The 13,801-nt window shown below is 38.9% G+C and carries 11 protein-coding genes and 1 other RNA gene; 11 read left to right on the top strand and 1 reads right to left on the bottom strand.

Features of this window, described 5'->3' with window-relative positions:
• The first annotated feature begins 108 nt into the window (after positions 1-108).
• The 9 genes from NSR00_RS06170 to NSR00_RS06130 all read left to right on the top strand — a co-directional run bounded on the left by NSR00_RS06170 (position 109) and on the right by NSR00_RS06130 (position 10,238).
• Complete coding sequence (locus NSR00_RS06170) at positions 109-2,391, top strand: DEAD/DEAH box helicase (RefSeq protein ID WP_340787654.1); 2,283 nt, start codon at positions 109-111, stop codon at positions 2,389-2,391.
• Entirely contained in the window at positions 2,382-3,641 is a 1,260-nt protein-coding gene (locus NSR00_RS06165) for a ribonuclease H-like domain-containing protein (RefSeq protein ID WP_063388537.1), read from the top strand. The genes NSR00_RS06170 and NSR00_RS06165 overlap by 10 nt, the downstream gene beginning before the upstream one ends.
• A gap of 359 nt (positions 3,642-4,000) precedes the next feature.
• On the top strand, positions 4,001-4,228 hold the full coding sequence (locus NSR00_RS06160; protein WP_340787650.1) for a CotD family spore coat protein: 228 nt from the start codon (positions 4,001-4,003) through the stop codon (positions 4,226-4,228).
• A gap of 151 nt (positions 4,229-4,379) precedes the next feature.
• Complete coding sequence (gene gpsB / locus NSR00_RS06155; protein ID WP_063388535.1) at positions 4,380-4,679, top strand: cell division regulator GpsB; 300 nt, start codon at positions 4,380-4,382, stop codon at positions 4,677-4,679.
• Between the two features lie 65 nt (positions 4,680-4,744).
• Positions 4,745-5,120, top strand: an RNA gene (gene rnpB, locus NSR00_RS06150) — RNase P RNA component class B.
• 76 nt (positions 5,121-5,196) lie between these two features.
• A complete protein-coding gene (locus tag NSR00_RS06145) occupies positions 5,197-6,342 on the top strand; it encodes a THUMP domain-containing class I SAM-dependent RNA methyltransferase (protein ID WP_340787648.1) in 1,146 nt (381 codons plus the stop codon).
• 58 nt (positions 6,343-6,400) lie between these two features.
• A complete protein-coding gene (locus tag NSR00_RS06140; RefSeq protein ID WP_157728005.1) occupies positions 6,401-6,574 on the top strand; it encodes a hypothetical protein in 174 nt (57 codons plus the stop codon).
• A 200-nt stretch (positions 6,575-6,774) separates the two neighbouring features.
• A complete protein-coding gene (locus NSR00_RS06135; RefSeq protein WP_445659558.1) occupies positions 6,775-8,688 on the top strand; it encodes an ATP-dependent DNA helicase in 1,914 nt (637 codons plus the stop codon).
• 26 nt (positions 8,689-8,714) lie between these two features.
• Positions 8,715-10,238, top strand: a complete 1,524-nt coding sequence (locus tag NSR00_RS06130) for a carboxypeptidase M32 (RefSeq protein WP_340787645.1) — start codon at positions 8,715-8,717, stop codon at positions 10,236-10,238.
• Positions 10,239-10,382: 144 nt separating this feature from the next.
• Here NSR00_RS06130 and NSR00_RS06125 read toward each other — a convergent pair whose 3' ends face one another.
• Positions 10,383-11,288 (bottom strand): COX15/CtaA family protein, encoded by a 906-nt coding sequence (locus tag NSR00_RS06125; RefSeq protein ID WP_063388531.1) that lies wholly within the window; start codon positions 11,286-11,288, stop codon positions 10,383-10,385.
• 383 nt (positions 11,289-11,671) lie between these two features.
• Here NSR00_RS06125 and cyoE point away from each other — a divergent pair, with 383 nt between their 5' ends.
• Together cyoE and coxB are read left to right on the top strand one after the other, a co-directional pair.
• Positions 11,672-12,589, top strand: a complete 918-nt coding sequence (gene cyoE / locus NSR00_RS06120; RefSeq protein ID WP_445659557.1) for a heme o synthase — start codon at positions 11,672-11,674, stop codon at positions 12,587-12,589.
• Between the two features lie 105 nt (positions 12,590-12,694).
• The gene (gene coxB, locus NSR00_RS06115; RefSeq protein ID WP_340787642.1) at positions 12,695-13,777 is read left to right on the top strand and encodes a cytochrome c oxidase subunit II; all 1,083 of its coding nucleotides are present in this window, start codon (positions 12,695-12,697) and stop codon (positions 13,775-13,777) included.
• The last annotated feature ends 24 nt before the right edge of the window (positions 13,778-13,801 follow it).

Raw genomic sequence — 13,801 nt, 5'->3', positions numbered from 1 at the left:
GCAAAAGAGTTTCGAAAAGTTTATACGAAAGCTTCCAATGAAAACATGCTTTATTTACGAACGTTTATTCGTTAGAATAGATGTAGTGAATTTGAGGAGGAATGGGTTATGCTTGGGCGGAAACCTTTTGAAAAAGTCATCCATGATTTTAGACATGACGAGCGTTTTCGGGATCAGATTGTATATTGGCACACAATACCTGAAAAAGAAGCAATCACAGTTCCTTTTCCAGAAGATATGGATAACCGATTGAAGGAAATGTTGAAGAAAAAAGGAATTGAACAATTATACAGTCATCAAAAAGAAGCGTTTGAATTAGCGTTAAATCATCACAACATTGTCGCTGTAACCCCGACAGCGTCGGGAAAAACGTTGTGCTACAATTTGCCTGTTTTAAACGCAATATTAAAAAACAATAACACGAGAGCATTATATCTTTTTCCGACAAAGGCGCTAGCTCAGGATCAAAAAAGCGAACTGAATGAATGGATTGAAGGAATAAAAACGGAGATAAATTGCTATACATACGATGGAGATACTTCTCCAACGATCCGTCAAAAGATTCGAAAAGCTGGTCATATTGTTATGACAAATCCTGATATGCTACATTCAGGTATTTTACCGCATCATACGAAATGGGTGTCGCTTTTTGAAAACTTAAAATATGTCGTCATCGATGAATTGCATACATATCGCGGAGTATTTGGAAGCCATGTTGCGAATGTAATCAGAAGGCTGAAGAGAATTTGCCGATTTTACGGAAGCGACGTTCAATTTATATGTACGTCGGCAACGATTGCAAATCCGTTGGAATTTGCTGAAACATTGATTGGAGAGAAAGCGGTTCTTATTGATCGAAACGGAGCCCCAAGAAGCAAAAAACATTTCATCTTTTACAATCCGCCTGTTGTTAACAAGCCTCTCAATATCCGCAGAAGCGCCATGATTGATGTAAAAGAGATTGCGAAAGAATTTTTAAAAAACGACATTCAAACGATTGTGTTTGCTAGAAGCCGGACAAGGGTTGAAATTATTTTAACGTATCTTCAAGAGATGACGAAAAAGGAATTGGGATCGAAAACGATTCGCGGATATCGCGGAGGTTATTTGCCGAAGCAGCGAAGGGAAATTGAAAAAGGCCTAAGAGAGGGAAAAATTAAAGGTGTCGTCAGCACCAATGCTTTGGAGCTAGGGGTTGATATCGGTCAGCTGCAGGTTTGCATTATGACAGGATACCCCGGATCGATTGCCAGCGCGTGGCAGCAATCAGGCCGGGCGGGCAGAAGGGAAGAGGAGGCAGCAATTATTCTCGTCGGAGGATCGAGTCCATTAGATCAATATATTTTAAAGCATCCAGAATATTTGTTTGAAAAAAATCCGGAAAGTGCGATCATTCATCCAGATAACTTAATCATTCTCGTAGATCATATAAAATGTGCGGCGTTTGAGCTTCCATTTCAGTCAGGTGAAACGTTAGACGGGGTGGAGGTTGACGATATACTTGATTTTCTGAAAGAGGAAGGCGTTCTTTACGAAAACGGAGGCAGATGGTATTGGATGAGCGATTCGTTTCCTGCACATGGGATCAGCTTGCGTTCTGCTTCTCAAGAAAATGTCGTAATTATTGACACTACAAATGGCGCAAATGTCATCGGGGAAATGGACCGATTCAGCGCCATGACGATGCTTCATGAAGAAGCGATCTATTTGCATGAAGGAAGGCAATTTCAGGTTGAAAAGCTCGATTGGGAAGAAAAAAAAGCATATGTTTCTGAAGTCAATGTTGACTATTTTACGGATGCGAACCTAGCTGTTCAATTAAAGGTGCTTGAGGTGGATCAGGAAAAGGAAAGCAAGAGCATGGAGATTGGATTTGGAGATGTCATGGTGCTTGCCCAACCGACGATATTTAAAAAAATCAAATTTGGCACACATGAGAACATTGGTTCTGGTCCTATTCATCTGCCGGAGGAAGAGCTTCATACAACAGGTGCTTGGATTAGCTTTCAAAATGACGTTTTTTCTGTTTTATCGGAAGAACAAATGGAAAAAGCTTTAGTCGGTATCAGCCATGCTTTAAAATATGTGAGTGCTCTTGCAGCAATGTGCGATCCAAACGATCTTGACGTTGTATTTCAAGTGAAATCCATTCACAACGGAAAACCGACTATCTATTTGTATGACCGATATCCAGGCGGAGTTGGGCTGGCGAAGAAAGTATTTGATGAGTTTGAATGCTTGCTTGAAAGAACGGAAGAAATGGTAACAAACTGTAAATGCGATGATGGCTGCCCTTCCTGCATCGGTCTTGATGGAGAATCGAGCGGAAGAAAGGAAGCGGCGCTTCGGCTGCTTCAATATATAAAGAAAGGACAGATTCTATGTCCATAAAACAAAAATTAAACAGATTAAAAAATCATATCGTTCATGAAGACGTATTGAAAAAGGAACAGGATATAGAGATTCCATACTTAAAACGCTGGGAAAGCGTTGGAGTCAAGCCGTTTTTCTTTGATGGCCAATATATTCTCATCCGTGAAGTAGAATATCCGCTCAATTATCGCCATGGATTGTATGAATTGAGCGAAGTAATTGATGTTGTAGATTACTGGAATGACAATGAAATGGAGCATCCGCTGTCAGCAAAAGGGCATAAACCTTATGAACTTTTCTTTTTCGATACGGAAACGACTGGTTTAAAGGGCGGAGCAGGCAATATGATCTTTTTACTTGGATTTGCCCGGATATTATTCGATAAAGTGGTGATCAAACAGCTTTTTTTGCCTGCTCCTGGCCATGAGGTTGCTTTATATCAACGGTTTTTAAGTGAAGTAAATATAAAAACATTAGTCACATACAATGGAAAAGCATTTGATTGGCCTCAAGTGAAAACGAGGCATACTCTCATTCGCAATATGGTGCCGCAATTGCCTGAGTACGGCCATTTTGATTTATATCATGCAGCTAGACGTCTCTGGAAAAATAGCTTGGAGTCGGTAAAATTATCAAATGTTGAAAAAGATATTTTGCAAGTGAACCGAAAGGAAGATACTCCCGGCTATTTAGCGCCGATCCTTTACCATCATTTTTTGAAAGATCCAAATCCTGATAGTGTGATCGGAATTTTTCAGCATAATGAGATGGATATTCTCTCCTTAATTTCACTTTATATTCATTTGTCAAAAAAGCTTTTATTTCCCGATGACAACCATGATGATAAAGAACTGTTTGAAATGGCAAGATGGTTTCAAGCTCAAGGAAATGAAAAGCTTGCTTATTTTTCATATGCGAAAATAAACGAGCAGTCAAGCAGCCTTCACCTCAAGGCAAAATTTGAAATGGCAATGCTGGCAAAACGAAACGGACGTTTGGATGAGGCAGTGAAACTATGGAGCGAAATTAAAAAACATGGACAAGGCTTTTTGAAAATAAAAGCTTTAGTCGAACTGGCCAAATTTTATGAGCATTATGAAAAAAATATTGATGCTGCATATATAGACACAAACGAAGCGATTCAAATTTTGAAACAGCTGGAAAGAATGGGAGTATCCAAACATTCAACACAAAAAGAAGAGCTGCTGAAAAGAAAATGGAGGCTGGAAAAGAAAAAAAATAAGTTGGAAGATTTGGAAGAAAGATGAAACAATTACTCGATCACAACCGTCTAATATAAGGATTTGTTAAAAGGAATAGATGCCGGCGGCAACATATTTTGGTATTATATTCGAGTAAAAACGGCATCGCCTATTAGATGCTTTTTCTGTCAAATATAAAAAAAAGAGAAAGATTGACTAGCAAGACCTTCCATCGAACAAGAAGGTCTTTCTCTTTCAAATTTTTAATATAGTGCCTTAATCAATCGGTTATGAAGGAAATGCCTATACATGATAAATATCGCGCCTGCTTTTTTTTGAAAATAGGTATTTGAATTAGTACATGTACACTTTTATATTCATAGGCTAGTATTGTAAAAATAATAAATAGGAAGGAGTTATATAATATGAAATGCAGACCGAACGTTCTTCAGCCGATTGTTCATCCGACGAAATGCTGCGTCAATCATACACATTCAACAACAATCGTTCCTCATATCCATCCAATTCATACAACAAATGTTAATCATCAAATGTATCAACATTTGCATTATTTCCCGCATACTCAATCTGTGGTAAATAACGTGTCACATCAACATTTTCAGTGCATGGGACCTGGTCCGTTTCCGAGATAATCTTTGAGAAGGGGCTGAGTAACCAGCTCCTTCCGTTTATAATCATTATTTTTAAACCTCTGAAGGCTTCATTAAAGAATAAATTGACATTAATCAGGAAGTTTGAAAAAATATAGCCTAGGAGGACTTCTGACGATTGAGGTGAACCGAGTTGATTTCAGATAAAATTAGATTAACGGCGAAAGAAATTTTGGAAAAAGAGTTTAAAACTTCGATGCGCGGTTATAAACAAGAAGAAGTTGATAAATTTTTAGATATTATCATTAAAGATTACGAAACGTTTTACCAGGAGATTGAACAGTTGCGGCAGGAAAATATGCGGCTGAAAAAGCAGCTCGAAGAAGCATCGAAAAAACAACCGACGATGCAGGCGAATACAACGAACTTTGACATTTTGAAGCGTTTATCGAATTTAGAAAAACATGTATTTGGAAGCAAATTATATGAATAATGTTCATGGATGCCACTTGAATTTTTTATTCATTTTCACTATACTACATAATGCGGTTTAGCATAACGTTCGGGTAATCGCTGCAACGGATCATCCGTTGTAGAGGAAAGTCCATGCTCGCACGGTGCTGAGATGCCCGTAGTGTTCGTGCCTAGCGAAACCATAAGCTAGGGCAGCCTTTTCGGCTGACGGCGGGGAACGTGCCTAAGCTATTGATTAGTATGGCACTATTACCCTGAAAGTGCCACAGTGACGTAGTCTTGCGAGAAATCGCAAGAGTGGAACGCGGTAAACCCCACGAGCGAGAAACCCAAATGATGGTAGGGGCACCTTCTCTGAGGAAATGAACGAGGAGAAGGACAGAAGGGCTAAAACCCTTCTGTAGATAGATGATTACCACCCATGTACAAGCTGCATGGGGACAAAACATGGCTTACAGAACGTTATGGAATAAACCGCAATTTTTCGTGCTCTCCATTTGGAGAGCTTTTATTTTCTGAAAAAGACAGGTGAAAAAATGAGCAAACGGTTTACATTGATTGCAACAGCTGCAATGGGAATTGAAGCGATTGTTGCATCAGAAGTGCGCAATCTAGGATATACATGCAAAGTGGAAAACGGAAAAGTAACGTTTGAAGGCGATGAACTGGCGATTTGCCGAGCGAATTTATGGCTTAGAACGGCTGATCGAGTGAAATTAAAAGTGGCTGAATTTCCGGCAACGACATTTGAAGAACTGTTTGAAAAAACGAAAGCCATTGATTGGGCGGAATTTTTGCCTGAAAACGCTCAATTTCCTGTCATCGGAAAATCGGTGAAATCAAAACTGGCAAGTGTTTCTGACTGCCAGAAAATTGTGAAAAAAGCAATAGTTGAAAAATTGAAGCAGCAGTACCGAAAAACGACCGATTGGTTAGAAGAGACAGGGGCGGTTTACAAGATTGAGATCTCTTTACATAAAGACATTGCTACACTGACCATTGATACGAGCGGAGACGGCCTCCATAAACGAGGATATCGCGCTCGAAAAGGAAATGCCCCTTTAAAAGAAACGCTCGCTGCTGCACTTATTTTGCTAACGAATTGGACTCCTGACAGACCTTTCTTTGATCCATTTTGTGGTTCAGGTACGATTCCGATTGAAGCGGCGTTAATTGGGCAAAATATCGCGCCCGGCTTCAATAGAGATTTTATTTCAGAGCAATGGGACTGGATCGGCAAGGATGTATGGAGAAGGGCAAGAGAAGAAGCAGAGGATTTAGCTAAATATGATATTCGCCTCGACTGCATCGGGACGGACATTGATCATAAAATGATTGAGATTTCAAAAGAAAATGCCATGGAGGCCGGGCTTTCGGATGTCATTACTTTTAAACAAATGCAAGTTAAAGATTTACGTACGATGAAGGAATTTGGGGTAATAGTCGGGAATCCACCGTATGGTGAGCGACTCGGAGAACGAGAAGAAGTGGAGCAATTATATAAGGAAATGGGGAAAACATTCTCGCTGTTAGATACTTGGTCGATTTACATTTTGACAAGCAATAAAAGCTTTGAACAGTTTTACGGAAAAAAGGCGACAAAAAAACGGAAACTTTTTAACGGGTTTATCGAAACGCACTATTATCAGTATTGGGGACCTAAACCGCCCAAAAAAGCATAAATAATACCAGCTCTGCATAAATTAAAATGGATAAAATTTATACGGGGTTGGTTGATTTATGACAAAGGAAGAATATGCGATTATTTCTCGCGCATTAAAGAATACGTATACTGCGTTGGTAGAAAGAGGTTCAACAGAAAAAGCGCTCAGTCAAATCTTTGAAGCGGAAGGGCAATTGAAAAAGGCTATTTTTCACGGATCTCTTTCCGTTCGAGAGAAACGGCTTCCCTGAAAATGGGAAGTTTTTTCTGTTTTTAAATGATTTCGTTTCAACCGAGTCAATCGCTTATGCTTCAAACCTTACCGCTCGCTTCCTACAAAAGCGAGGTTGACATGATTCTAATTGAATCGCGCGCTGCCAGAAAAGATATTGACGTTAAGCGTAATAAGTGAAATAATTTTACTCTATGAATAATCACGGAGGTTGGAGTCATGATGTTTCAAGGTTTACCTTTCCCGCTGACAAAAAATGAAAGCTTTTATGAAGCGTTAAACAAATGGATCGGAGATGTTCTGTATGATATTTTGCCTGAAAAAGGCTTTGAATTGCGCGACGAACAAATTTTTATGGCTTTCCAGCTTGACAGAGCTTTTAAAGAAAAGAAAGTTATGTTTGCGGAAGCGGGAGTAGGGACAGGAAAAACGATTGTTTATTTGCTTTATGCGATTGCATATGCGCGATATACCGGAAGACCTGCCGTCATTGCCTGTGCGGACGAAGCTCTAATTGAACAGCTTGTCAAAAAACAAGGGGATATAAAAAAGCTTGAAGAAGCTCTAGGTCTAAAAGTGGATGTGCGATTGGCAAAATCGATGAACCAATATTTATGTTTGGACAAGCTTGAGGATTTGCTTGGAATGGACGATGATGAGGACTTTTTTGATCTTTATGAATCTCTCCCTGAATTCGTGCATGATCAGAGCGGATTGCAATCTTACTATCATTATGGAGACCGGAAGCAATACCCGTTTTTTTCCGATGAAAAGTGGGAAAAAATCAGCTGGGATCCTTTTAAAAACTGTTTGTCATGCAGCAAAAGACATCGGTGCGGCTTAATTCTTTCCCGCGATTATTATCGGAAGGCGAAGGATTTAATCGTTTGCTCCCATGATTTTTATATGGAGCATATTTGGACGAAAGAATCCCGGAAACGCGAAGGACAGCTCCCGCTTCTCCCAGAGCACAGCTGCGTCGTGTTTGATGAAGGCCATTTATTAGAATTTGCGGCTCAAAAGGCACTTACGTATCAAGTGAAAAAAGAAACGCTAGCAGCATATTTAGAAAAAATTTTAAAGAACAACATTCGTGAACAACTTGCTGAAATGGTCGAAGAAGCGCTTTTAGCGAACGATCATTTTTTTCATATGCTGTTTAAAAGTGCACATCAAAAGGAAGGCTCCAATCGGATGACAATCACGAGAACAGACGATTTGTTAGAAGCGGCCGGAAATTTGTACGAACGATTGAATCAGCTGTCTGAAGCTTTAGTTTTTGAAAGTGAACTATATACCATTGATGAATATAGCTTAAAGATTGTGGAAGAATACCTTGATCAAATGGAATTTTCTTTTCGCTTGTTTTTACAATTTGACAACACAATTACCTGGCTTGAACAAAACGTCGCGTCATCTTCTTTTGTGATCATGCCGCAAAGGATAGAAGATATTTTAAAAGAAAAAGTGTTTTCTCATAAAATACCTTATATCTTTTCATCAGCCACTTTATCGGATCAAAACGGATCGTTTGCTTATTTGGCGAATAGCCTTGGTATAAAAGATTATCTATCATTCTCCGTTTCCTCTCCTTTTGACTATGAAAAAAATATGAAAGTGTTTGTAAAAAAAGGTACGAGCGAGGAAAAATTGAACTGGACGGAATCTGTCATAAAATCAAACAAAGGGCGCACGTTAATTTTATGCAGAACGAAAGAGGAGCTGCTTTTCTTAAAAAAACATTTACCAAGCTTTTGGCATTCATGTTTATTTGAAGGAGATTATGAAATCAGCGAATTAGTGGCATCTTTTGAAAGAGATCCGGAAACCGTTTTGTGCGCTGTGCATTTATGGGAGGGGCTTGACGTTCCAGGACCGTCGCTTGAACATGTGATCATTTGGTCGCTACCATTCCCGCCGGATGATCCTGTATTTGATGCGAAACGAAAATCCGCAACAGATCCTTTTTATGAAGTGGATCTTCCGTATATGATACTGCGGCTGAAGCAAGGGGTTGGACGCCTCCTTCGCACGAAAGATGACCATGGTACTGTAACGATTTTTATCAGCAAAGATGAGGGAGAAAATATTGTTTCGGAGGTCGTAAAAGCGTTGCCTGTCAAACCGAGCTGAAATATATTTTCAATTGGAAGAAGGGGATGATCAAAATGGGCTTAAAAGAAAAAGAACAAAAATTTTTCGATTACTTAAAGAAAATGGAAAGCTATGAAGAAGCATTAAATTTAATGTATTGGGATTTACGGACGGGTGCGCCGAAAAATGGATTGGAGCGGCGAGCTGAAACAATCGGCATTCTTTCTGAAGAGTGGTTCCAGATGTCCGTTTCAGATACTATGAAAGAGTTTCTTGATGAATTAACAGAAAAACATGTTTATGACAATCTCTCTTCGGTGACAAAGAAAGCTCTTCAGGAATGCAGAGAGGAGTATGAAAAAAACATTAAGATTCCGAAAGAGGAATATAAAGAATATGTCATTCTCCAATCAAAAAGCGAATCAGTTTGGGAAGAAGCGAAAGCAAATGCAGATTTCAATCAGTTTGCTCCGTATTTAGAAAAATTAATAGAATTCAATAAAAAGTTTATTTCCTATTGGGGCTATAAGGGACATAAATATAATACGCTCCTTCATTTGTATGAACCAGGAATAACTGTGGAGACGCTTGACAAGGTTTTTGCAGAGCTTAAAAAACATATCGTCCCATTAGTACAACAAATTGTACAATCATCAAAAAAAATCGACGTTTCGTTTTTGCACAAACCGTTTCCGAAAGAAAAACAGCGAAAGTTTTCCGAATATATTTTAAAGGAAATAGGCTACAATTTTGATGCCGGCCGCCTTGATGAAACCGTCCATCCTTTTGAAATTCGAATGAACCGGGGCGATGTTCGAATTACAACAAAGTATGATGAAACAGATTTTCGAACGGCCGTTTTCGGAACCATTCATGAAGCCGGACATGCGATTTATGAGCAAAACATAAATGAAGAACTGGAAGGAACTCCTCTTGCTGACGGCGCTTCAATGGGGATTCATGAATCTCAATCATTATTTTATGAAAATTTAATTGGGCGAAACTATCATTTCTGGAAGCGATATTACAACCAACTTAAAACGTATGCTCCAAACCAATTTACTGGGGTTTCTTTAAATGATTTTTACAGAGCGATCAATGAAGTTAAACCATCGCTGATCCGTATTGAAGCAGATGAATTGACATATTGTCTTCATATCATTGTACGCTATGAAATAGAAAAATTGCTGTTTGAAGGAAATTTGGATGTGTCTGATCTTCCAAAAGTTTGGAATGATAAATATAGCGAATATTTAGGTATTGCTCCAGATCATGATGGAAACGGGGTGCTTCAAGATGTTCATTGGGCGGGAGGAAGCTTTGGCTATTTCCCTTCATATGCTTTAGGATATATGTATGCAACGCAATTGATGCAAAAAATGGAGCAGGATCTTTCGAATGTTGAAGAACTTATTGAAAACGGAGAATTTCAGCAAATTCAAAACTGGCTGACAAAACATGTTCATCTATATGGCAAAATGAAAAAACCGCTGGAAATATTAAAGGATGCGACTGGCGAATCGTTGAATCCGGCATATTTTATTCAGTATTTAGAAAAGAAATATAAAGACATTTACAGTCTTGATTAAAAGATTCGTTTGGAAAACTTTCCATCGTCAATCAGGGAAAAATTGTTTCGATTTTTAAAATGACATCCCACATTCTTAAAAAAAAATAAAAGATGGCGGATATCAGCTCTTTCGCCGATTTCCGCCATCATCAATTCTAAAGGTTTAATCATTCGAAGCTTTTGCCCGGCCTGCAAGAAGAACAAAATAGCACAACAGCCCGAACAAGCAGGAAATAAATAAAGCATGTGCCAAGGCAAGATAAAGATTTAAATCAGACAAGATCACGGATATGCCGGATAATGCTTGGAGAAGAATGAGAATGAAAGCTATAATCCAACCCCAATACATCACTTTTTGATCTTTATAATGTTTTATCGCATGAATAGTGGCAACCGCAATCCAAATAAACAGCAAGCCTGCTGCAAAGCGGTGGCCCATTTGCACCCATTCATGGACGGTTTGCGGGAACAAGCGATTTTCGCTGCAAAAAGGAATGCTTGGACAAGCTAGACTTGCGCCTTTATGCCGAACATATGCACCTGTGTAAATGACAATATAACTGTAAGTAATAATGCCATAAATATGAAATCGCATTTTTTTCCCAATGACAGCATTATCTGCGTCAAATTTTTTATCAACTTCAAAAATCAGCAGAGTAAGCAGCAAAACAGCTGCAAATGAAATGAGGGAAATTCCAAAATGAAGTGCAAGAACGGCATCGGATTGCCCCCATACGACAGCTGCAGCACCGATTAGCGCCTGCAAAACAATAAAAAAGATGGCCAGAAAACAAAGCAGCTTTGTTTCTTTTTTATGCCCGATCGCTTTCCAAGCCCAAATAACAAGACATAAAACAAGGATTCCTGCAATTCCGCTCACAAGTCGGTGTGAAAGTTCAATGATTGTTTCTAATGTCAAAGGGTCTGGAAGAACTTTTCCGTGGCAAAGCGGCCAAGACCGGCCGCATCCTTGAGATGATCCTGTTTTTGTTACGAGTGCTCCGCCAATTAAAACGAATAGCATGACGATTGTTGTCACGACGCCAAGCCACTTTAATAAATAGTGCATGTCTCATTCACCTTCTAACATCTTTAATAAGTTTAAAAAGCCGAAAGAAACTCCATAATGGGTATAGAAACATCAAACTTCGAAACAAATAGTTTCTTGTAGAATCAGAAAAAGCTTGAATATTCAAAAGGAGTTTGCTAGAAATATTATGGGGAAGGCATTTTGCCGAAACGTTCGACCAACTATTATTATAATCGGAAAATATTTTATTTTTAACCGCTTCACAATTTCGACAAACTTTATTCGCGAAATGTACACAAAAAATTGACGAATTATGGTTTAATACTATATGAATGCTTTTTTGTCTCGTGTTTTTTTTATATGATAGAGGCAAACGCTAAATGGTCTCAGATAGGAGGCCGTCCCAGAGGAGGTCATTCAATTTGGGTAATACAAGGGGCGAAGTTGTTTTAAACGATCGGCAAGAAATAGAAGTGGTAACTTCCGCTTGGAAAGATTTTTTATCATTAATTAAAATCGGAATCGTCAACTCCAATTTAATCACCACTTTTACCGGAATATGGTTGGCATTATATTTCAGCGGTAAAAGTTTTCTTGAAAATATTGATATTGTTGTGTTTACATTGCTTGGAACAGCAGCTATTATTGCTGGATCTTGCGCAATCAACAATTTTTATGACAGAGATATTGACCATGTAATGGAAAGAACAAGATTACGCCCAACCGTAACGGGCCGTATAAGCTCGTTTCAAGTATTGCTGCTGGGGACCGGCTTCATTTCCATTGGAACGATTTTGCTTCTAATGGTTTCTGTTTCCGCAGCCGTCATTGGTTTGTTAGGCGTGTTTTCCTACATAGTGCTATACACGATGTGGACAAAACGCCAATATACGATCAATACGGTAGTCGGCAGCATCGCTGGAGCTGTTCCGCCGCTGATTGGATGGGCTGCAGTTGAAGATTTAAATATCATTGCATGGATTTTATTTCTAATCATGTTTATTTGGCAGCCGCCTCATTTCTTGGCACTTGCGATGAAGCGTTCGGAAGAATACCGTAAAGCTGGAATTCCGATGCTTCCAGTTGTTCATGGCTTTGAGGTGACGAAAAGACAAATCATTGTTTGGGTTGCCTGCTTGCTGCCCCTTCCTTTTTATTTGTTTAGCTTAGGCATTGGCTTCATCGTTTTGGCTACTGTATTGAACATTATTTGGTTGATTTTGTCATTAATTGGACTGAAAATGAAAAATGATTTAAAATGGTCTAAGTGGATGTTTATCTATTCAATTAACTATTTAACCATTTTGTTTGTGGCTATGGTTGCCTTTTCAATAATTTAACGTTCGGTAGTAATTCTTTCTAGATAAGAATTTATTCATAGAAGGAATTCTTCATTTTTTCTTTATGAACAGGATTTAACAAAGAAAGAGGGGTTTGATTTAGCGATGAAAAAGCTGAAATGGCGTCTTTTGTTACTACTTTCAGTCATGACGCTCGTATTGTCAGGCTGCGGCGAACCGTTTATTTCCACGCTGATTCCAGCTGGAGAAGTTGCCGATGAACAATTTTCGCTCATGATGTTGAGTACGGCAATCATGGTGATTGTTGTTGCAGTCGTAACGATTATTTTTATTTATGTCTTAATGAAATTCCGCCGGAAAGGAAGCGATAAAATTCCGGTACAAGTGGAAGGAAGCCATAAGCTTGAAATCATTTGGACTGTTATTCCTATATTATTGCTGATTGTATTGGCAGTTCCGGTAGTTGCTTCCACCTTTCATTTGGCGGATACCGATCCAATGAAAAAAGCGTTGGCAGATGATAAAAATGGAGGAAAAGATCCTCTTGTTGTCAATGTAAGAGCAAGTTTGTATTGGTGGGAATTTGAATATCCTGGCTATGGAGTCATTACAAGCCAAGATTTAGTCTTGCCGACTGATGAAAAAGTTTATTTTAACTTAAAAGCATCAGATGTGAAGCACTCATTCTGGATTCCTCCAGTTGGTGGTAAAATCGATACAAACACAGATAATGAGAACCAGTTCTGGTTAAAAATTGATTCAAAACGTGCAAAGGAAGCTGGAAACATTTTTTACGGGAAATGTGCTGAATTATGCGGACCATCTCACGCGTTGATGGACTTTAAAGTGAAGGCGGTTTCCCGAGATGAATTTAATTCTTGGATTAATAAAATGAAAAATTTCAAAGCTGAAACTGTTGCTCAAACAGCGTCTGCAAAACAGGGAGAACAAGTGTTCAAAGATAAAGGCTGTATCGGCTGCCATGCAGTATCACCAGCTGATAACCGACCTGAACAAGCACGCACGGCACCTAACTTAGCTAACTTTGCTGATCGTGAACGAGTAGCCGGCATCTTGGAGCACAATGAAGAAAATATTAAAAACTGGTTGAAAGATCCTGAAAAATATAAACCTGGCAACACAATGACAGGCACATACGGTAAGTTGACTGAAGAAGAACTTCAAGCATTAACAGATTATTTACAAAGCCTATCAGTTGAAAAGTAATGCTCACTAATTATAAAAGGGAGG

Origin of the sequence: Aeribacillus sp. FSL K6-8394 (assembly GCF_038008865.1) — a bacterium.
Taxonomy (GTDB): domain Bacteria; phylum Bacillota; class Bacilli; order Bacillales; family Aeribacillaceae; genus Aeribacillus; species Aeribacillus composti.
Note: the sequence above shows the minus strand (reverse complement) of the source record. Positions and strands in the feature narration are given on the sequence as shown.

Excerpts from the sequence above, each read along its gene's own strand:
- NSR00_RS06140 (WP_157728005.1), top strand. The coding sequence starts at position 6,401 with ATGACAAAGGAAGAATATGCGATTATTTCTCGCGCATTAAAGAATACG.
- NSR00_RS06170 (WP_340787654.1), top strand. The coding sequence starts at position 109 with ATGCTTGGGCGGAAACCTTTTGAAAAAGTCATCCATGATTTTAGACAT.
- NSR00_RS06130 (WP_340787645.1), top strand. The coding sequence starts at position 8,715 with ATGATCAAAATGGGCTTAAAAGAAAAAGAACAAAAATTTTTCGATTAC.
- NSR00_RS06145 (WP_340787648.1), top strand. The coding sequence starts at position 5,197 with ATGAGCAAACGGTTTACATTGATTGCAACAGCTGCAATGGGAATTGAA.
- NSR00_RS06135 (WP_445659558.1), top strand. The coding sequence starts at position 6,775 with ATGATGTTTCAAGGTTTACCTTTCCCGCTGACAAAAAATGAAAGCTTT.
- NSR00_RS06160 (WP_340787650.1), top strand. The coding sequence starts at position 4,001 with ATGAAATGCAGACCGAACGTTCTTCAGCCGATTGTTCATCCGACGAAA.
- coxB (WP_340787642.1), top strand. The coding sequence starts at position 12,695 with ATGAAAAAGCTGAAATGGCGTCTTTTGTTACTACTTTCAGTCATGACG.
- NSR00_RS06165 (WP_063388537.1), top strand. The coding sequence starts at position 2,382 with ATGTCCATAAAACAAAAATTAAACAGATTAAAAAATCATATCGTTCAT.
- NSR00_RS06125 (WP_063388531.1), bottom strand. The coding sequence starts at position 11,288 with ATGCACTATTTATTAAAGTGGCTTGGCGTCGTGACAACAATCGTCATG.